This window comes from Cocleimonas flava (assembly GCF_004339015.1).
Taxonomy (GTDB): Bacteria; Pseudomonadota; Gammaproteobacteria; order Thiotrichales; family Thiotrichaceae; genus Cocleimonas; species Cocleimonas flava.
This window is the reverse complement of record NZ_SMFQ01000004.1, coordinates 322,100-341,402: the sequence shown is the minus strand read 5'-3', so window position 1 is coordinate 341,402 and position 19,303 is coordinate 322,100. Positions and strand designations below refer to the sequence as shown.

Genomic DNA, 19,303 nt, shown 5'->3' with positions numbered 1-19,303 from the left:
AAGTAACAGAATAGGTAGCAGTCTGTTTAATTGAAAGCTCTGTTAATAAGATATTGTGATAGCAATGGAACAGGTCTTCCGGTGGAGTCTTTTCCTGACCAGGCTGTTCCTGCAATGTCCAGATGAGCCCACTTATAATCTTTAGTAAATTCTGCTAGAAAACATGCAGCTGTAATTGTTCCTGCTGGTGGTCCACCAATATTGCCTAAATCGGCGAAAGAGCTTTTTAATTGCTTTTTGTAGTCTTCTCCCATCGGTAATTGCCACGCGCGGTCATTAATAGAGTTTCCTGCGTCTATGATGTCTCCCGCTAAATCATCATCGTTTGATAGAACCGCACAAATATGATGTCCTAGCGCTACGATACAGGCGCCGGTAAGTGTTGCAGCATCAATTACAACTTCTGGCTTATATTTACCAACATAGGTGAGGGCATCACATAGGACTAATCGACCTTCAGCATCTGTGTTTAATACTTCGATCGTCTTTCCAGCCATAGACGTAACGATATCGCCAGGTTTAGATGCTCTGCCACTCGGCATATTTTCTGCCGCAGCTAAAACGACAACAACATTTAAAGGTAATTTCATCTCAGCACAGGCTTTTAAAGTGCCTAACATTCCTGCAGCGCCACACATGTCGAATTTCATTTCATCCATGTTTGCACCAGGTTTCAAAGAAATTCCGCCTGTGTCAAATGTTATTCCTTTGCCAACTAGCGCAATTGGTGCCTGCTTTTTGTCCTTAGCGCCTTTGTATTCAAGAACAATCATTTTTCCAGGTTGGTCACTGCCTTTGCTGACAGATAAAAATGACCCCATACCAAGTTTTTCCATGTCAGCTTCTTCGAGGATTTCAATGCTGATTGATGAATAATCCTTAGCGACAGCTTTTGCTTCATCGGCAATATAGGTAGGGGTGCAAACGTTGCCCGGATGATTGGCGAGATCGCGTGATAGCTTCATACCTTTCGCAATTGATGCTCCATGCTGGATACCAAGCTCTGCTTTTTCAGAAAGTTTATCTGATGGTTTGGTAAATGAGATGCTAACTTTATCTAATTTGCTTGGGTCTTTCTTCTCGCTTTTATAATCAAGTAATTGGTATTCATTGTCTGCGTAGGCAATGATAATTTGAGTAACCGCGTTTTGTACTTCCTTCGGTTTGAAGGCATCAGCAAGATAAAGACTTACAGAAGATAGGGTTGATGACTTGAGTGCTTTTGCTGCTGCCTTGGTTGCTTTATTGAGACTTGTTGTGTCAAATTTATCTTTATCACCGCAACCCACGAGCATTACTCTTGCAGCTTTAACGCCATCCAGTGCATAAAATATATGAGTCTCTTCAAGGGTTCCCTTGAAGTCTCCAGTATCAATGAATTTGCTTATTTTTCCAGAGCAGGCTTTATCTACTTTCTTCGCAGCCAGGTGAAGTTCAGCGCTCTCATCGGCGCTAAAGACAGGCAGGACAATACAATCGTCTTGATTGTTTGCTGGAGAGTCAGAATTATTTATTGTGTATTGCATTTTTTATCCGGTGAGTTGATGTTATTTAGATGTTAATCAATCATAATATGAATCTAGTTCATGTTTAAAATCGACAATGCTTGGTGGTTATTTATTGGGGAATTCTAAAGGAGCGAAGCTCAAGAATAAACTGATTAATGAAGCTAATATTGAGTTGGCTATCTGGATAAGTTTTCTGTGAAGTAAACCCGTTAGAAAAAAACAGAAAATGATTGTTCTTTTTCCTATGTCATATAAGTGCTTTACTATATAATATCGCGTTTTTTCGACTCGCCTATAATTTGGTGTGCTGATTTGATACGGCCACTAAAAAATATAAGCATTAAACAAAGCGTAGTTATTGCTGTGATTCATATACAGCCTGACTACAACTTTTAATTAAGAGTAATAACACAGAGTATAGTCATGTCAGCAGACCTATCAAAATATCGTAATATCGGCATCTTCGCACACGTTGATGCAGGTAAAACAACTACAACAGAACGTATCCTGAGTCTTACAGGTAAAATTCACAAGATTGGTGAGGTTCACGATGGTGAATCTACTACCGACTTCATGGAACAAGAAGCAGAGCGCGGAATTACAATCCAGTCAGCTGCGGTAAGTGCATTCTGGAAAGATCACCGCATGAATATCATCGATACCCCGGGTCACGTTGACTTTACGGTTGAAGTATATCGTTCACTTAAGGTATTAGATGGTGGCGTAGGTGTATTCTGTGCATCTGGTGGTGTTGAGCCTCAGTCAGAAACTAACTGGCGTTATGCAAATGAATCAGAAGTTGCTCGTATTATCTTTGTAAATAAATTAGACCGTATTGGTGCTGATTTCTTCAGAGTTGTAAAGCAGGTTGAAGACGTACTGGGTGCGCATCCTTTAGTGATGGTTCTTCCTATTGGTGTTGAAGACAACTTCAAAGGTGTTGTTGACTTACTTACACGTAAAGCCTGGGTATGGGATGGTTCTGACGATCCATTAAAATACGAGATCCAGGATGTTCCTGCAGATATGGTTGATCAGGTAGAAGAATACCGTGAAAAGCTTATTGAAACTGCTGTAGAGCAAGACGATGATGCAATGGAACAGTACCTTGAAGGCAACGAGCCTGATATGGACGTTATCAAAAAATGTATCCGTAAAGGTACTCGTGATCTAGCATTCTTCCCAACTTACACAGGTTCTGCATTTAAGAACAAAGGTATTCAGTTAGTGCTTGATGCAGTTGTTGATTATCTTCCAGATCCAACTGAAGTTGATCCTCAGCCGTTAACGGATGAAGAAGGTGAAGAGACAGGCGAATATGCAATTGTTAGCGCTGATGAGCCATTACGTGCTTTAGCATTCAAAATCATGGATGACCGTTACGGTGCATTAACTTTCTTACGTGTTTACTCAGGTAAACTAGAGAAAGGTTCTACTGTATTGAATTCATTCACAGGTAAGACTGAAAGAATTGGTCGTATCGTTGAAATGTCAGCTGATGATCGTATCGAATTAGAATCTGCACAAGCAGGTGATATCGTTGCTGTTCTTGGTATGAAGAATGTTCAAACAGGTCACACACTTTGTGATCCAAAGCATCCTTCTACACTTGAAGCAATGGTTTTCCCTGATCCGGTTATTTCTATCGCAGTATCACCAAAAGATAAAGGTGGTTCTGAGAAGATGGGTGTTGCGATTGGTAAAATGGTTGCAGAAGATCCTTCATTCCGCGTTGAGACTGACGAAGATTCAGGTGAAACAATTCTTAGAGGAATGGGTGAGCTTCACTTAGATATCAAAATCGATATCCTTAAGCGTACTCACGGTGTAGATGTTGAAGTAGGTAAGCCACAGGTTGCATACCGTGAAACAATTACACAGCGCGTTGAAGACAGCTATACACACAAGAAGCAATCTGGTGGTTCTGGTCAGTTCGGTAAAATCGACTACATCCTTGAGCCTGCAGAAGTTGGTGAAGGATATGTGTTCGAATCTAAAGTAACAGGTGGTAATGTTCCTCGTGAATACTGGCCTGCAATTGAAAAAGCATTCTTGGGTATGATGGATAATGGTGTACTTGCGGGTTACCCTTGTTTGGACCTAAAAGTAACGCTTATGGATGGTGCTTACCATGCGGTTGACTCATCTGCGATGGCATTTGAATTAGCAGCAAAAGGTGCTTTCCGTCAGACTATGCCTAAAGCGGGTGCTCAATTAATCGAGCCTATCATGAAGATCGATATATTCACTCCAGAAGATCACGTTGGTGATGTTATTGGTGATATGAATCGTCGTCGCGGCATGATCAAGTCACAAGAGCCAGGTCCAACAGGTGTACGTATCAAAGTTGATGCGCCTCTATCTGAAATGTTTGGTTACATCGGTGATTTACGTACAATGACATCTGGTCGTGGTCAGTTCTCTATGGAGTTCTCACACTACATGCCTTGTCCGAAGAATGTTGCTGAAGAAGTTATCAAAGAAGCTCACGAAAGAGCTGAAGCAAAGAAGAAGTAATACACTCTTAAACATTCGTGTTTATATAGTTTGTATTAATAAAGCCCCGATTCGTCGGGGCTTTTTTTTGCTATATTTTTATGGCAATTAAATAATTTACGTCTTATAGGGATTTAATAATGAAAAAATGTGCAATAGTTACGGGCGGAGCAAGCGGTATTGGTAAAGCGTGTGTCGAGGCGTTAATTGGTGAAGGCTATGATGTCGTTATCGCAGATTTAAATGAGGATACTGGTCACCAGTTGGCGGCTGATTTAGGCTGTCATTTTACCATGACTAATTTAGCTAGCCGTGAGTCCTGTAAAAACCTTATCGATGAAACCTTAAAAACATTTGGTCGAATTGATGTGCTGGTAAACAACGGTGGCTATCAGCATATTTCACCTATTGAAGATTTTCCCGAAGATACCTGGGATGAAATGATTCATATTTTACTGACTGCACCTTTCCTCTTAACGCGCTATGCATGGCCAACCATGCAAAAGCAAAAATGGGGACGTATTATCAATATCGCTTCTGTGCATGGTGAGATTGCTTCACCGTTTAAATCGGCGTATGTATCGGCTAAGCATGGTTTGATTGGTTTAACGCGCACAGCGGCTTTAGAAGGTGGGGAGTACGGTATTACTGTTAATGCACTTAGCCCTGCTTATGTGCGTACGCCTTTAGTAGAAAACCAGATTGCAGATCAGGCGCAAACACGCAATATAACGCCAGAAGAAGTGGTTGAAAAAGTTATGCTCGAACCTGCTGCAATTAAACGTTTGATAGAGCCTGATGAAGTAGCTAATCTGGTACTTGTTATGTGTTCTGATAAAGGCTCATCAATTACCGGTTCTAACTGGAAAATCGATTGCGGTTGGACGGCTAAATAGAAGCCTTTCTTCTAGTAAATCACTGTTCGGGGCTGTGGCAAACAGCCTCGATATTATGCCCGTCCGGGTCAATCACAAACGCACCATAATAATTGGGGTGGTAGATTTCTCTAATTCCTGGCTCGCCGTTGCATGTTGCTCCTGCTTTTATTGCAGCAGTATAAAACTCGCCCACCTTTTGGCGACTCTCAGCTAAAAATGCGATATGCATTGGGCTCTGTACTTTCTCGTCTGGACCAAACCAGAATTCTGCCTTTTCTTTGCTATTGCCAAATCCTGCCCAACCTTCAACTTCCATTACCAGAAAGAGTTCTAAAGGCGCCAAGGCCTTGGTGTAAAAAGCCAGACTTTTTTCATAATCTGAAATTGCAATACCGATGTGGTCGATGATCATGAGAATTCCTCGGTTTAATAACTAATGTAGCTATATTTGTAACTATATTTTTAACTATATTTTTAACTATATTTAGATAGCGTAAAAAAAGTGCCCCAAAGTAGGGGGGTGGCTTTTTAATCTCTACAATAGCTAGAAATTAGACACTAATAAATTGAATTTAGTCTACTGTATCTTAAGTGGCCAATAGACTTCAAATCTTGCTCCTCCTAATGCAGATTCTCGAATTTTGATTTCTCCGTTATGGGCTTTGATGATTTTATCTGAAATCGCTAAGCCCAAACCGAAGCCTCCGGTGGCTTTGTCTCGACTTGCATCCAGACGTGAAAAAGCTTCGAACACTTTTGTTCGCTGTTGCTTTTGGATACCACAACCATCGTCTTCGACGATAAGCAAGTAATGGTCATTATCTTTGCACAAAGTCACTTCAATGTTGTGTTGCGCGTAACGAATGGCGTTTTGCACCAAATTATCCAAGACTCTGGACAATAAACGTGGTTCAAAAGATGCGCTTTCGTTAGCGCCTATGCCAATAATTTGATAATTAAGGTTTTTATCGTTAGCCAATGGCATGAGCTTATTCATACTCTCCGTAAGCCAGTGAGATAATTTTTCCATACGTACATTTAAGCGTGTAGTTGATTGGTCAAAGCGGGCATAACTTAAAAGCTCTTCGAGTAGTTGATCTAGTTCGTCGATATCATCATTGATATCAGAGCTGTAACGCAGTTTGGCTTTTTGATCATCCGTGTTTTCCAGCATTTCCAGAGCAAATCTCATGCGTGCTACGGGAGTTCTTAGCTCGTGTGAAACCGCAGAAGTGAGCTCTTTTTGAGATCGAATACTGTCTTGAGTACGTTCTGCCATGCTGTTGAATGCAGTCGTAACATCAGCAATCGATGAGCGTTTACGAGTAGGAATACGGGTATCGTAATTGCCGTTTCCAAATTCAATGGCAGCCTTTTTGATTTTTTGTAAATTAGACCAAAGCGGCAACAGCCAAAGAAACAATGCTGTTGCAATGGATAAAACAAATGCAAGTATGATCAGAGTTGGCAAGTTACGGATAAACCACGGGATTTCTATGGGGCCGACCTGAATCGCTAAATTTTGATTAGCGCTTGATCCATTGTCTGGATATTTGCTTAGGATGTCGGCATTTATTTTTTGTACAAAAGTCGTGTAATTGCTCCCTTGGGTGCTGTTTATAACTTTTCCTTCTAATAAATTTACTAATTGTTCAGCTGGGTTGCTAAGTGATTTTTTGATGTCATCAAGATTAGTTAATTTAAGCGTAAGACCAAAGTGCATTTGAATCTCTTTGATCACATCGGGCCACTGTTTTAAGGGAACTTGAGAAAGTTTTTTCTGTATCAAATACAGCATGCCTTCAGCGTATTGCCCGCCTTTTATTGTGGTACTTACTCCTTGGTCGTTAATGGCAACTGCAGAGTCTATATCCAGATTTATTCTCCAGGCTTTGTCCGACTCTGGTATTTTTCGATACAGGATATTATGAGCGTCTTCGTCTTCGTGTTCGTTCTCATTTTTATTCTTAATATCTTCATCAGTTCCCATTTCTACAAGGTCAGATGAATCATCAGAATGTGTCGAATGATCGAGGATTACGATTTCACCTGTTTGAAGTTTAACGGTTTGTTTCTTATCCAGCGTTATCTGTGAAATATCTGTTATGCCAAACTCATCGCCAAATTTGCGTTGATACTCTTTAATCAAGTCTCTGGTTTGACCTTCGTTTAATCCATGAATAGATTGATCGAGTAAATTAAATGTACCCTGCGTTATATCTCTTTCGATATTGCTGCTGGCGATGAGTTTATCGCCCAAATAGTCCAGCATTACACCAGAGCCGATGAAAAGGCCAAAAGATGCCAGTACCATAATGTACAGAGTGATGAATAATTTAATCATTGATCAAGCCTGGCTATGCAGTGACGCCCAGCCATCAGCCACAAAAAGATAGCCCTGGCCACGGACTGTTTTTATGCCTTGTGGTTTACTGGTGTTATCACCAAGCAACTTACGTAATCGTGAAATGCGTATATCAATAGATCGATCTAATCCGTCATATTCGATACCAGAGAGCGCTTCGCTAATTTGATCTCGGCTGAGAATTTCTCCAGCCTGACTAGCCAATAACCAGAGCAAATCAAATTCGGTTGTGGTGAGCTCAACAGATTTTGTGTTGATGGTGACGCTGCGCGAGCTTTTGGTAATTACCAATGAATCAAAATCGAGTTTGTTTGCCGTTTTATTTTGATGTTTTTCTGTCTCAGCGAGGGGTGAACTTCGGCGCAATAAAGCTCTTATACGCGCTAACAACAATCTGGGTTGTACCGGTTTTACCACATAATCATCCGCGCCAATTTCCAGTCCAACCACTTGATCGATCTCTTCGTCTTTAGCGGTCATCATCAAGATGGGGCCAGAATATTTTCCACGCACTTGTTTGCAGACTTCAAAACCATCTAGTCCTGGTAGCATAATATCCAGTATTACTAAATCCGGTTGTTGTTGAATAATGTCGTCAACCGCATCATCTCCTCGCAATTGCGTTGCAACCTTTAAGCCATTCTGGCTAAGGTATTCTGCGATTAATGAAGACAGCCTGACATCATCTTCTACCAGTAAGATGTCGTTATAGGGTTTGATCGTTTTGCTTTCAGTATTCATTGTTGGTTATTGCTAATTACAGTTATGTAAACTGATTCATTATTACTTCAATTATTACCATAAGAGTACAGGAGTATTCGTGCAATAAAAAAGTGCCCGTAAGTAGGGGGGTGTAAATAAGAGTTAATACAGGCACGTATTTTTATGATTGTAACGATACGAGCGAAGTAATATCTCCATGGTGTTTATGCACGGTTACTTTGGTATATTTTCCGATAGTATAAGAGCCACCACGCACGTAAACCTCCTTGATCGTACCGTTATCGAGAAGTAATTGTAAACGGTAAATTGTTTTCCCATAGTTGTTCATAACAACATGCTCGCCCACAATTGCGCCAATAGCCGTAACCAATTCCTGCGCTTCGTCAGATCCATTTTCGCTGATCGCGTGTCCGATGACAGCACCTGAGATAACGCCTACTAGTACTTTTTCTGGCGGTGCTTCTTTCTCGGATAATTGAATGATATTGGTTATTTTGCCTTTATGCGTCGTGACATTTTCTGATATCTCTAATTTACCCGGGGTTACCCTGGGAGATTGTCCTGAACACGCGGTTAAACATAGAGCAACCAGTGTCAGAGCGATAACAGGTGCAGCGCAGATGAGTATTCTTTGAGTTTTCATTTTGGGTTTCCTAAGCGAATAAAGTGAAACCTTATAATGCTCAAACTCAATCAAAACGTCTGTTTATAGAATGTTATTGAAATGTATCGGTTTGTAACATACATCCTTGCTCGGCTACAAATCACAACAAAAGCATAACCATGCAGCAACAGAACAGGGGCGTGCTTCATCTTATTATTTCTTCGAAGTTTTTAATTCAGATTTAACTTTTATCCAAAACTATTAACGAGGAAATAACATGAAACACTTTAGAAAAAACATCGACCAACGCATTACTAGAGCTATCGCGAAAAAAGGACGTTTAATCATCGCTACAAGTTGCATGTGCCTACTGACAACTCACGCATCTGCTGATTGGGGTGTGTCACTCAATGTAGATAATGAAATCGGTCGTTATAACCAAAAAGATACCGATGCCTTCGCATCCTTGGGGCTTCAATATCGTGGCGAGAAGTTTAATATCGATAACAAAGCGCTGTCTTATGGTCTGTTGGAGACGGATAAATACGCCGTCGAAATTATCGGCAAAAGCAATAATGGTGCCATCGATCCCAAAGATCTGAAATTCTTTAAAGGAATGGATAAGCGCAAAGCATCGCTCGATCTTGGCGCACGTGCCATGCTCAAAACCAAATACGGTCCACTGGCGCTTGAGGCGACCCGTGATGTATACGCGAGTAAAGGCTTTTCTGCTGATTTGAAATTTGGGGGTATTGAGCCTCATGCAAAACACTGGAATGGTAAGCGTGAGTTTAAGGTTGCAGGAGTTGCCGGTGTTAAATATCAGAATAACAAAACCGTCGATTACTATTACGGTGTTAAGGCATCTGAAGCGACAGCATCTCGAGCGGCCTATAAAGCGGCAGCTACGACGACACCTTATATTGGAGTGGAATCACAATTGAATCTCACCAAGCACTTTTCATTTGATGCGGGGCTTGTGTACGAGAAGCGAGATGACGCGATGCGTAATAGTCCATTAACCAACGATAAGGATTATGACGTAGTGGCTAATCTTGGTGTGACTTACTGGTTTTAATTCAACAACTGTCACGCACGGCATGTTCGTTTGATAAAAATATTAAGTAGTTAAGTAGGTTTTGAAACATGAAACCTACTTTTTTTCTTATCTATTTTTCTTGTTTTGGTTTCTTATTCATATTTCTTGTTTTTTCTTATATTGCGGAGTTTAAACGTTAACCGAGCCTAGCATAGCGCTGTTTAATGATTAAAAAGAAAACAGTGCTTTTGTGCTTATCTCTATAATCAGCTGTTAATCCAATCTTTTTATGATTTGTTTGCTATGGTTTATTAACAGCCAAGTTTTGACTGAAACTTAAGACAATAAATAACAAAGAGGAGAATCAAAAATGAGTCGTGATGTCGTAGTGTTAAGTGCCGTTCGTTCAGCCGTAGGTGGTTTTGGTGGTTCGTTAAGCCAGATAGAGCCTCATGAATTAGCCGGACAAGTCATGAAAGAAGCGGTTAACCGTTCAACGGTTGATCCTGCAAATATTAATTATGTCACCGTAGGTAACTGTATCCCTACCGATTCTCGTTATGCCTATGTTTCTCGTGTTGCTGCGATTCAAGCTGGCTTGCCGATGGATTCTGTCGCGATGACGGTTAACCGCCTGTGTAGTTCTGGCCTTCAGGCAATCGTTTCAACCGCGCAATCCATCATGCTCGATGATTGTGATTACGGCGTTGGTGGTGGTGTAGAGGTTATGTCACGCGGCGCTTATATGTCTCCTGCGATGCGTACAGGCGCGCGTATGGGTGATACGCATCTGGTTGATATGATGACATCGGCACTGACTGATCCATTCGGTGTGGGGCACATGGGTGTAACCGCAGAAAACCTTGCAGAAAAATGGGGTATCACTCGCGAAGAGCAAGATGCATTGGCAGTGGAATCACATCGTCGTGCAACTCAGGCTATCGAAGAAGGTCGTTTTAAATCGCAGATTGTTCCGATCACCATGAAAACGCGTAAAGGTGAAGTGACGTTTGATACAGATGAGCATGTAAGACCGGGTACCAGCATGGAGTCGTTAGGTAAAATGCGTACCGTATTTAAAAAAGACGGCACAGTAACCGCGGGTAATGCATCCGGTATCAATGATGGTGCTGCATTCTTCGTTCTCGCCGCAGCAGAAGCTGCAGAAAAAGCGGGACAGAAACCTATCGCAAGAATTGTTTCATACGCCCTTGCAGGTGTGCCAAATGAGATTATGGGTGAAGGCCCGATACCAGCGTCTAAGCTCGCATTGAAAAAAGCAGGTTTGACGATTCAGGATATGGATGTTGTAGAATCAAACGAAGCGTTTGCTGCACAAGCTATCGCAGTGGCAAGAGGTTTAGAGCTAGATATGGACAAGACCAATCCAAATGGCGGCGCGATTGCACTAGGTCATCCGGTCGGTTGTTCAGGCGCTTTCATTGCAACTAAAGCACTTTACGAGCTTGAGCGTGTCGATGGTCAACATGCATTAGTGACTATGTGTATTGGTGGTGGTCAGGGAATTGCAGTGGTATTTGAGCGTTTGTAAAAACATTCAAAATCAACTGATCAAAAAAGGGCAACAATAGGTTGCCCTTTTTTATGGGTGATCTTTAATATTTTTGGAAACTCGTAAAAAAAGTACCCCAAAGTAGGGGGGTGACTTTTGTCTTTAGCACGAAAAGATTACCAAATCGCTTCACTCAGGTTTTCATCCAGCTCCTTACCCTTCGCGCATTTCTCGCTAAAATAGGGATGAAACCTATATGCACCATCGTAATAATCTCGCGCATTTTGTTCGGCGACATGATGCAGTACGCCTAGCATTCTGGCTGCTCTGACATTTCTTTGGATGGCCTGGCAGTCGGTTTTTTGTTCGTTCATTTCGCCGCGAACGTGCATAGCCTCGTGGGTGAACACATGGAGGCTGGTGATTTCTCTTGTATTTGCCGTTTCAGGATCTTCCAGATAATCACGTAAATCATTACAGGTCGGGTATTGCAGTACGATTTCCCCCGTTACTGGATTGCCTGTGCCGGCAAGCCCAAACTTGTCATAGACCGATTGAAATACCGTAGCGCATTTAACATGGGCGGGTTTGCCATCAGCCAGTAACGTGGCTTTAGAAGATAATAGACTTTCAAAACGCCAGTGGTCGAGAATCGGCTTGCACGAGAGCACGCCGAGTATAAACAACACGGCTATATAACCTTTGGAAAAGGTATCCAGTGCTTGATGGCTTTTGATCTCCCGATAAATCATCCAGAAGAAAAACAGACTTACGACAAAAAGAATTAGCATTTTTGTTTCTTTGAAATTGTTTAATTAGTATACAAATTAATGTAAGCAGTAATTTAACAGATTCACTATTTATCCCAGATGAATGAAAAATCCGCTATAAGTAGGGGGGTGGATAACATCTAAGCTGATAATTAGCAGAGAGACCTTTTTGATTGCTATCACTATTTACTCTGTTTTCTAGTAAACTCCCGCCCTTTCGTTTCTACCCACTTCTGGATTCATTATTTTGCATACCCTTTCCCAATTAAAATCTGGTGAACTTTCAGGCATTCAACGTCTATCATTGTCAGAAAATCTAACGTCATTTCCTATGGAGATTCTATCTCTGGCGGATAGTTTGGAAATCCTTGATTTAACCAATAATAACCTGTCTTCGTTACCCGAAGAGTTGCTGCAGTTGCAGAAGCTTAAAATCCTGTTTGTTTCAGATAATGACTTCGAAGAATTACCAGAAGTGCTTGGGCAATGCCTGAATCTGGAAATGATTGGTTTCAAATCGAATAAAATAAAACACGTTCCTGAGAACGCATTACCGCCAAAATTACGTTGGTTGATATTAACGGATAACCAGATTGCTAAAATGCCTGATTCTTTGGGCGAGCGACCTCGACTCCAAAAATTAGCATTGGCAGGTAATCGATTAACAGAGTTACCGCAAACTTTAGCGAAATCTACTAATTTAGAATTAGTCCGAATCTCAGCGAATCAATTGACTGAATGTCCTGATCAATTGCTGGGTTTGCCGAAACTTGCGTGGTTTGCATTTTCGGGCAATCCATTTAGTTATTCGGATATCGTGATCAAGTCAGCTCCTGAAATACCTTCAAATAGTTATGAATTGCTAGAAGAACTCGGTCGTGGAGCTTCTGGCGTGATTTCCAAAGCGCGCTGGAATCAGCAACAGACTGAGCACCATAACCTGTTTCAAAACGATATTGCGGTTAAAGTATTTAAAGGCGAAGTCACCAGCGATGGTTATCCAAAAGATGAATTGAATGCCTGTTTGAAAGTGGGCAACCATCCAAATCTGGTGAAGTCTTTGGCTCAAGTAAATGAAATCGGGTTGAATGGAAAAGGCTGTCTCGCTTTAATCATGAGTTTGATTCCGCCGCATTTTGATAATCTGGGTCAACCACCAAATTTTGAAACGTGTACTCGCGATACCTTTCCTGATGATTTTTTCTTGTCGATAGCGCAAATTCAGAAAATAGTGGGGCAAATGGAAGATGTCTTTCACCATTTGCATTCCAGTCAGGTGTGTCATGGAGACTTATATGCGCACAATGCTTTGTTCGATGAAGAAGCGAATATTATTGTTGGAGACTTTGGTGCTGCGACCATGTATCACATGCTGAATGAAAAACAACAGGCGCAAATCAAGCAGATTGAACATCGTGCTTTAAATTATTTTATTGAGGATTTATTGAGTGTGTGTCGGGAAGAAGATAAAACCAGCGAAACTTACAAGAATCTTGAGCGAAAGATTATTGGTTAATTTAGATTCTTGCTTGATAAGTTGTATTTAACAAAACTGTTCTGCAAAAAAGTGCCTAGCTATGCACAATTCAATTTAAGTTTTTAAAAAACAATAACGTAATATCATTCAAAAGTAGGGGGGTGACTTAGCTCTAATTGTCGGGCGTATGTTTTTCCAGTATCTCTATAAATGCTTTACCAGCATTCGATAAGCTGCGACTGGCGTGTTGCACAATACCAAGTGTTCTTTCAATTTTAAGACCTTTTACTTTTATCTCCGTTAAATCATCGCCGAGCATGGTTTTGGGCAACGCACTCCAGCCTAAACCGATGGTGACCATCATGCGGATGGTTTCGAGATAGTTGGTTTCCAGTATCACATCTAACGCACCTTGTTTCTGTATCACCGGTTTCTCGATAACACTTCTGGTGTAAGTGCCTACCGCAGGAAGAATAGCGCTGTGTTTGGCAAGTTCAGAAAGATTAATAGCCTTGTCTTTGGCTATTGCTACTAGCGGATGATCGGGAGATACGGCAATCGTTAATGGATCATTCCACAGTGGCGTGATTTTTAAACGTTTTGAATTACTTAATGGGAGGGTCACGACACCCAGTTCGAAATGGCCTTTTTCAATTTCGTGGCAAGCGTCTTCAGAATCCATAAAAGCTAAATCTAATCGTACTTGTGGGTAGCTTTCGGTAAAGTTTTTTAAAATATCGGGTAGACGATGCAGGCCGATATGGTGTGAGGTGACCAGTGATAGTTCACCGCTGACCTGGCCATTGAGGTTGTCGATAACGCGTTGCGATTCTTTCATGTCTTGCAGAATGCGTTCTGCAATTGGTAACAGGGCGCGACCCGCTTCGTTTAACATCACGCGTTTACCAACACGATCAAACAATTTGCTGCCGAGTTGGTCTTCTAATAGCGCTATGCGTTTACTAACCGCCGGTTGCGTTATATAAAGGTGTTCCGCCGCTTTAGAAAAGGTGCCTAATTCGGCAACTGAGATGAAGGCTTTGTAAGCTGAAATATCCATAAAAGTAAAAAGCAAATCCTATATAACTAATTGGAATGAAAATTATGAAAATATACAATTATAGTTATATAAGTATTAAGAGTAAACTCGCCCGAATGATAGATAAGTTGGGCGCTGTTGGTTTTTTATACGTTTAAATGCCCTACGACTAGTTAATGAAAGGTAAATTTTATGTCAGGAAAAACACTTTACGACAAGATATTCGATTCCCATGTGGTCCGTGAAGAAGACGGTACTTCATTATTGTATATCGATAGACATCTGGTTCACGAGGTTACATCGCCACAGGCCTTCGAGGGTTTGAGATTGGCAAATCGTGATCTATGGCGCACCAATTCAATTGTTGCAGTACCTGATCATAATGTACCGACGACTAAAGCGAATCGCGGTAATGGTACGGCGGGTATCTCTGATCCTGTCGCCAAGATTCAGGTTGAAACACTGAATAAGAACTGTGAAGAATACAAAATCAATGAATTCTTGATGGATGATATCCGTCAGGGAATCGTTCATGTTATTGGTCCAGAGCAGGGTGCAACTTTACCCGGTATGACGGTTGTTTGTGGCGATTCACATACGTCTACGCATGGTGCGTTTGGTGCATTGGCACACGGTATCGGAACTTCTGAAGTTGAACACGTAATGGCGACTCAGTGTTTAATTCAAAAGAAGATGAAGAACATGTTAGTCAGTGTCGACGGTAAAGTTGGTCCTGGCGTAACCGCAAAAGATATCGTATTAGCCATTATTGGTGAAATCGGTACAGCGGGAGGCACTGGTTGTGCGATCGAGTTTGCAGGTGAAGCCATTATGGATCTTTCTATGGAAGGTCGTATGACGGTTTGTAATATGGCTATCGAAGGTGGAGCGCGTGCGGGCATGATCGCGGTAGACCAAAAAACTATCGATTACGTCAAGGGTCGTCCTTATGCGCCGACAGGCGAGACTTGGGATAAAGCCGTTGAAGCATGGCAAGACTTAAAATCAGATGATGATGCAGAATTCGATGAAATCGTTCGTATTCATGCAGGTAGTATTGAGCCACAAGTAACGTGGGGAACTTCACCTGAGATGGTGCTATCGGTAAATGCGAAAGTCCCTGATCCAGCGGCAGAAGATGATGCGGTTAAAAGTCAGGGCATTGCTTCTGCACTTAAATACATGGGGCTTGAAGCAGGGCAATCAATCAATGAGATTGCTGTCGATAAGATTTTTATCGGTTCTTGTACCAATTCACGCATCGAAGATATGCGCGAGGCGGCATCGGTTGTTAAAGGGCATAAAGTTGCGGATAACGTAACCTTGGCGATGGTTGTTCCGGGATCTGGTTTAGTCAAAAAACAAGCGGAAGATGAAGGTTTGGATACTATCTTCACTGATGCCGGTTTCGAATGGCGAGAGCCGGGCTGTTCCATGTGTTTGGCGATGAATGCCGATAAATTGGAGCCAGGTGAGCGTTGTGCGTCGACGTCAAACCGAAACTTTGAAGGGCGTCAGGGACAAGCCGGAAGAACACATTTGGTAAGTCCAGCTATGGCTGCGGCGGCTGCCATTAACGGGCACTTTACTGATGTGCGCGACTTAGAAAGAGCGGAGGTATAGTCATGGAAAAGTTTACAGTACATAAAGGTTTAGTGATCCCATTGGATCGTTCGAATGTGGATACCGACGCGATTATTCCTAAGCAATATTTAAAGTCGATTAGCCGTACAGGCTTTGGACCGACATTATTTGATGATTGGCGTTATGAAAAAACGGGCGAGCCAGGAATGGATCATTCCAAGCGTGCACTTAAGAAAGACTTTGTTTTGAATCAGCCGCGTTACCAAGGTGGTTCGATTTTATTGGCGCGAGAAAATTTCGGTTGTGGTTCATCACGTGAGCATGCGGTTTGGGCTCTGGAAGATTATGGAATACGTGCGGTAATAGCGCCGAGTTTTGCTGATATTTTCTATAATAACTGCTTTAAAAATGGCATTTTGCCGATTGTTTTATCAGAAGAGAAAGTTGATTCGCTATTTTCAGAAACAGAAATGATGGAAGGCTACAGTCTAACGATTGATCTTGAAAAACAACAAGTGATCGAGAAAGATGATTTGCATACTGAAGCTACCAGTTTTGAGGTTGATCCGGTGCGCAAACATTGTTTGTTGAATGGTCTGGACGATATTGGTTTAACTTTACAACATGCCGATGAAATCAAAGCGTATGAAGAGAAACGTAAACAGACTGCACCTTGGTTGTTTAGTTAAAAAAACACTTCAAAAGTAGGGGGGTGACTTAATTTAAGCCACCCCCCTACTTATAGGCACTTTTTGTGAATATTGTTGTTTAGTTGATAAAGCAAACGACTAATTAAAGAATTTTAAAGATTGGAAAGGATAGAGAAATGACACAGAAGATTTTAGTACTTCCCGGTGACGGCATCGGTAAAGAGATTGTTGCAGAAGCAATCAAAGTAATCGACACCCTTAAATCAGATTTTGGTTTGGATGTGGAAATTACCAACGGTGATATCGGTGGAGCAGCTTATGACGCTGCTGGTCATCCTTATCCTCCAGCTACTCAAGTGTTAGCAAAAGAAGCCGATGCCATTTTATTGGGTGCTGTAGGTGGTTATGAATACGAAGAGTTACCTCGTGACCTTAGACCTGAGCGCGGCTTGTTAGGTATTCGAGCTGATCTGCAATTATTCTCAAACCTTCGTCCAGCTATTTTGAATGAAGAGTTGGCTGATGCTTCATCGTTACGTCCTGAGATTGTTGCAGGTCTGGATATGATGATTGTTCGTGAATTAACCGGTGGTATTTATTTTGGTGAGCCACGTGGTATTCGCACATTGGAAAATGGTGAGCGCCAAGGTTACAACACATTGATCTATAAAGAGTCTGAGATCGAGCGTATCGCTCATTCTGCATTCCAGATTGCCATGAAGCGTGGTAAACGTCTTTGTTCAGTAGATAAAGCTAACGTTCTTGAAGTGATGGAGTTGTGGCATGAAGTGATTGATCGTGTTGCTAAGGAATATCCTGAAGTTGAAGTAAGTCATATGTATGTGGATAACGCATCGATGCAGTTAGTTAAAGATCCTAAGCAGTTTGACGTTATGGTAACGGGTAATATGTTTGGTGATATTTTATCTGATACGGCGGCAATGTTAACAGGGTCAATCGGCATGCTTCCATCGGCTTCTTTAGATGCAAATGGCAAAGGCATGTACGAACCGATTCATGGTTCAGCACCTGATATCGCAGGAAAAAATATTGCAAACCCATTGGCGACAATTATGTCTGTGAGCATGATGTTACGTTACTCTTTAGATAAAGCAGAGTTGGCAGACAAGATCGATGCAGCGGTAGAAGTTGTATTAAAGCAAGGATTACGCACAGCGGATATTTACGTAGAAAGCGAAGGTCTGAAAAAGATTTCAACAAGTGAGATGGGCGATGCAGTAGTTGCTGCCCTAAAAGGATAATTAAGATGTCTAATAAAACATACGATGTAGCGGTAGTCGGTGCAACTGGCGCAGTAGGCGAAGTAATGCTGGAGATTCTGGCTGAGCGTAATTTCCCAGTGGGAACAGTTTACGCCTTAGCAAGTGAGCGTTCTGCAGGTAAACGTGTAAAGTTTGGAAACAAAAGTCTGGTTGTTGAAGATCTTGCGACGTTTGATTTCTCAAAAGTGCAAATCGGTTTATTTTCACCAGGTGGCGCAATTTCTCGTGAATATGCGCCAATCGCAGCGTCTCAAGGTTGTGTTGTTATCGATAACACATCTGAATTTCGTTATGACGACGATATTCCATTGGTCGTTCCAGAGGTTAATCCTCATGCAGTTGCTGAATATACCAACCGTGGAATCATTGCGAACCCTAATTGTTCGACGATTCAAATGCTGGTCGCTTTAAAACCGATTCATGATGCGGCAAAAATCACGCGTATTAATGTATGCACTTATCAGGCGGTTTCAGGTTCCGGTAAACCAGCGATTGAAGAGCTTGCGGGACAAACAGCGCAGTTATTAAACGGTAAAGAAGCGAAAGTTGAGGTTTATCCGAAGCAGATAGCTTTCAATGTTATTCCTCAGATTGATGTTTTCCAGGATAACGGTTATACCAAAGAAGAAATGAAAATGGTTTGGGAAACTAACAAGATCATGGAGGACGATGATATTTTAGTGAATCCGACAGCGGTTCGTGTTCCTGTTTTCTTTGGGCACTCTGAAGCTGTACATATCGAAACACGTGACAAAATCTCGGCGGAGTATGCGACTGAGTTGTTACAGAATACTGAGGGTGTAGAAGTCATCGATCGTCGTGAAGATGGCGGTTATCCAACAGCTGTATCAGAAGGTGCGAATAACGATCCTGTGTATGTGGGTCGTATTCGTGAAGATATTTCTCATTCAAACGGTTTAAATATGTGGGTTGTTGCAGATAATGTACGAAAAGGTGCTGCATTAAACAGTATTCAGATCGCTGAAGTTCTCATCAGAGATTATATTTAAACAAGATTGTTAGTCGTTTGTGTTAGTAGATCCTCTATATATAAGTAGGGTTTATATAGCTTACAACGTTAAAACCTGTCAGAAATTGTCACTTTCTGACAGGTTTTTTTTTATATAAGGACAAATAAGGACAAAAAATGACAATAAAGTGAATCGTTCAGTTTTGATTCATCCTTATTTTGATATATTTGTGCACAGTATCCAGTATTTAGGGGTCTGGAGTATTTACATCATAGTATTAATAATAATTAAAAGACCTATGAGTAGATACGATAACAATAAATATAACTAACCATTAGCTCTGTTTGGAGCAATGAGTCTCAGGAATGTTTCGTAAGTTTGTTGAAGCAATGAATGGATTCAG

At 41.5% G+C, this 19,303-nt stretch carries 16 protein-coding genes; 9 read left to right on the top strand and 7 right to left on the bottom strand.

Annotation, left to right across the window (positions count from 1 at the left end; genetic code table 11):
* Positions 1 to 26 precede the first annotated feature (26 nt).
* A complete protein-coding gene (locus tag EV695_RS13255) occupies positions 27 to 1,526 on the bottom strand; it encodes a leucyl aminopeptidase (protein WP_131906465.1) in 1,500 nt (499 codons plus the stop codon).
* A gap of 405 nt (positions 1,527 to 1,931) precedes the next feature.
* On the opposite strand from EV695_RS13255, the gene fusA reads away from it, so the two are divergent.
* Together fusA and EV695_RS13245 are read left to right on the top strand one after the other, a co-directional pair.
* Complete coding sequence (gene fusA / locus EV695_RS13250; RefSeq protein WP_131906464.1) at positions 1,932 to 4,025, top strand: elongation factor G; 2,094 nt, start codon at positions 1,932 to 1,934, stop codon at positions 4,023 to 4,025.
* 119 nt (positions 4,026 to 4,144) lie between these two features.
* On the top strand, positions 4,145 to 4,900 hold the full coding sequence (locus EV695_RS13245) for a 3-hydroxybutyrate dehydrogenase (RefSeq protein WP_207907084.1): 756 nt from the start codon (positions 4,145 to 4,147) through the stop codon (positions 4,898 to 4,900).
* A 19-nt stretch (positions 4,901 to 4,919) separates the two neighbouring features.
* Here EV695_RS13245 and EV695_RS13240 read toward each other — a convergent pair whose 3' ends face one another.
* The 4 genes from EV695_RS13240 to EV695_RS13225 all read right to left on the bottom strand — a co-directional run bounded on the left by EV695_RS13240 (position 4,920) and on the right by EV695_RS13225 (position 8,613).
* Complete coding sequence (locus EV695_RS13240; RefSeq protein WP_131906462.1) at positions 4,920 to 5,294, bottom strand: VOC family protein; 375 nt, start codon at positions 5,292 to 5,294, stop codon at positions 4,920 to 4,922.
* 165 nt (positions 5,295 to 5,459) lie between these two features.
* Complete coding sequence (locus EV695_RS13235; RefSeq protein ID WP_131906461.1) at positions 5,460 to 7,226, bottom strand: ATP-binding protein; 1,767 nt, start codon at positions 7,224 to 7,226, stop codon at positions 5,460 to 5,462.
* 3 nt (positions 7,227 to 7,229) lie between these two features.
* Entirely contained in the window at positions 7,230 to 7,988 is a 759-nt protein-coding gene (locus tag EV695_RS13230; RefSeq protein WP_131906460.1) for a response regulator, read from the bottom strand.
* 142 nt (positions 7,989 to 8,130) lie between these two features.
* On the bottom strand, positions 8,131 to 8,613 hold the full coding sequence (locus tag EV695_RS13225; protein WP_131906459.1) for a hypothetical protein: 483 nt from the start codon (positions 8,611 to 8,613) through the stop codon (positions 8,131 to 8,133).
* A 238-nt stretch (positions 8,614 to 8,851) separates the two neighbouring features.
* On the opposite strand from EV695_RS13225, the gene EV695_RS13220 reads away from it, so the two are divergent.
* Entirely contained in the window at positions 8,852 to 9,652 is an 801-nt protein-coding gene (locus EV695_RS13220; RefSeq protein WP_131906458.1) for a MipA/OmpV family protein, read from the top strand.
* A 331-nt stretch (positions 9,653 to 9,983) separates the two neighbouring features.
* Complete coding sequence (locus tag EV695_RS13215) at positions 9,984 to 11,165, top strand: acetyl-CoA C-acyltransferase family protein (RefSeq protein ID WP_131906457.1); 1,182 nt, start codon at positions 9,984 to 9,986, stop codon at positions 11,163 to 11,165.
* Positions 11,166 to 11,302: 137 nt separating this feature from the next.
* Here EV695_RS13215 and EV695_RS13210 read toward each other — a convergent pair whose 3' ends face one another.
* Positions 11,303 to 11,917 carry a hypothetical protein gene (locus tag EV695_RS13210; protein ID WP_131906456.1) on the bottom strand — a complete coding sequence of 205 codons (615 nt, stop codon included), beginning with the start codon at positions 11,915 to 11,917 and terminating at the stop codon, positions 11,303 to 11,305.
* A gap of 226 nt (positions 11,918 to 12,143) precedes the next feature.
* On the opposite strand from EV695_RS13210, the gene EV695_RS13205 reads away from it, so the two are divergent.
* Positions 12,144 to 13,412 (top strand): leucine-rich repeat-containing protein kinase family protein, encoded by a 1,269-nt coding sequence (locus EV695_RS13205; protein WP_131906455.1) that lies wholly within the window; start codon positions 12,144 to 12,146, stop codon positions 13,410 to 13,412.
* Between the two features lie 133 nt (positions 13,413 to 13,545).
* Here EV695_RS13205 and EV695_RS13200 read toward each other — a convergent pair whose 3' ends face one another.
* Positions 13,546 to 14,433, bottom strand: coding sequence for a LysR family transcriptional regulator (locus EV695_RS13200; RefSeq protein WP_131906454.1), 888 nt, complete (start codon positions 14,431 to 14,433; stop codon positions 13,546 to 13,548).
* Positions 14,434 to 14,604: 171 nt separating this feature from the next.
* Between EV695_RS13200 and leuC the strand changes: the two genes are divergently transcribed.
* From leuC to EV695_RS13180, 4 genes are all read left to right on the top strand, one after another.
* Complete coding sequence (gene leuC / locus EV695_RS13195; RefSeq protein WP_131906453.1) at positions 14,605 to 16,035, top strand: 3-isopropylmalate dehydratase large subunit; 1,431 nt, start codon at positions 14,605 to 14,607, stop codon at positions 16,033 to 16,035.
* A gap of 2 nt (positions 16,036 to 16,037) precedes the next feature.
* Entirely contained in the window at positions 16,038 to 16,685 is a 648-nt protein-coding gene (gene leuD, locus EV695_RS13190; protein WP_131906452.1) for a 3-isopropylmalate dehydratase small subunit, read from the top strand.
* Between the two features lie 137 nt (positions 16,686 to 16,822).
* Positions 16,823 to 17,908, top strand: coding sequence for a 3-isopropylmalate dehydrogenase (gene leuB, locus EV695_RS13185; protein WP_131906451.1), 1,086 nt, complete (start codon positions 16,823 to 16,825; stop codon positions 17,906 to 17,908).
* Positions 17,909 to 17,913: 5 nt separating this feature from the next.
* Positions 17,914 to 18,939: an aspartate-semialdehyde dehydrogenase gene (locus tag EV695_RS13180; protein ID WP_131906450.1), complete on the top strand. Its 1,026-nt coding sequence runs from the start codon at positions 17,914 to 17,916 to the stop codon at positions 18,937 to 18,939.
* The last annotated feature ends 364 nt before the right edge of the window (positions 18,940 to 19,303 follow it).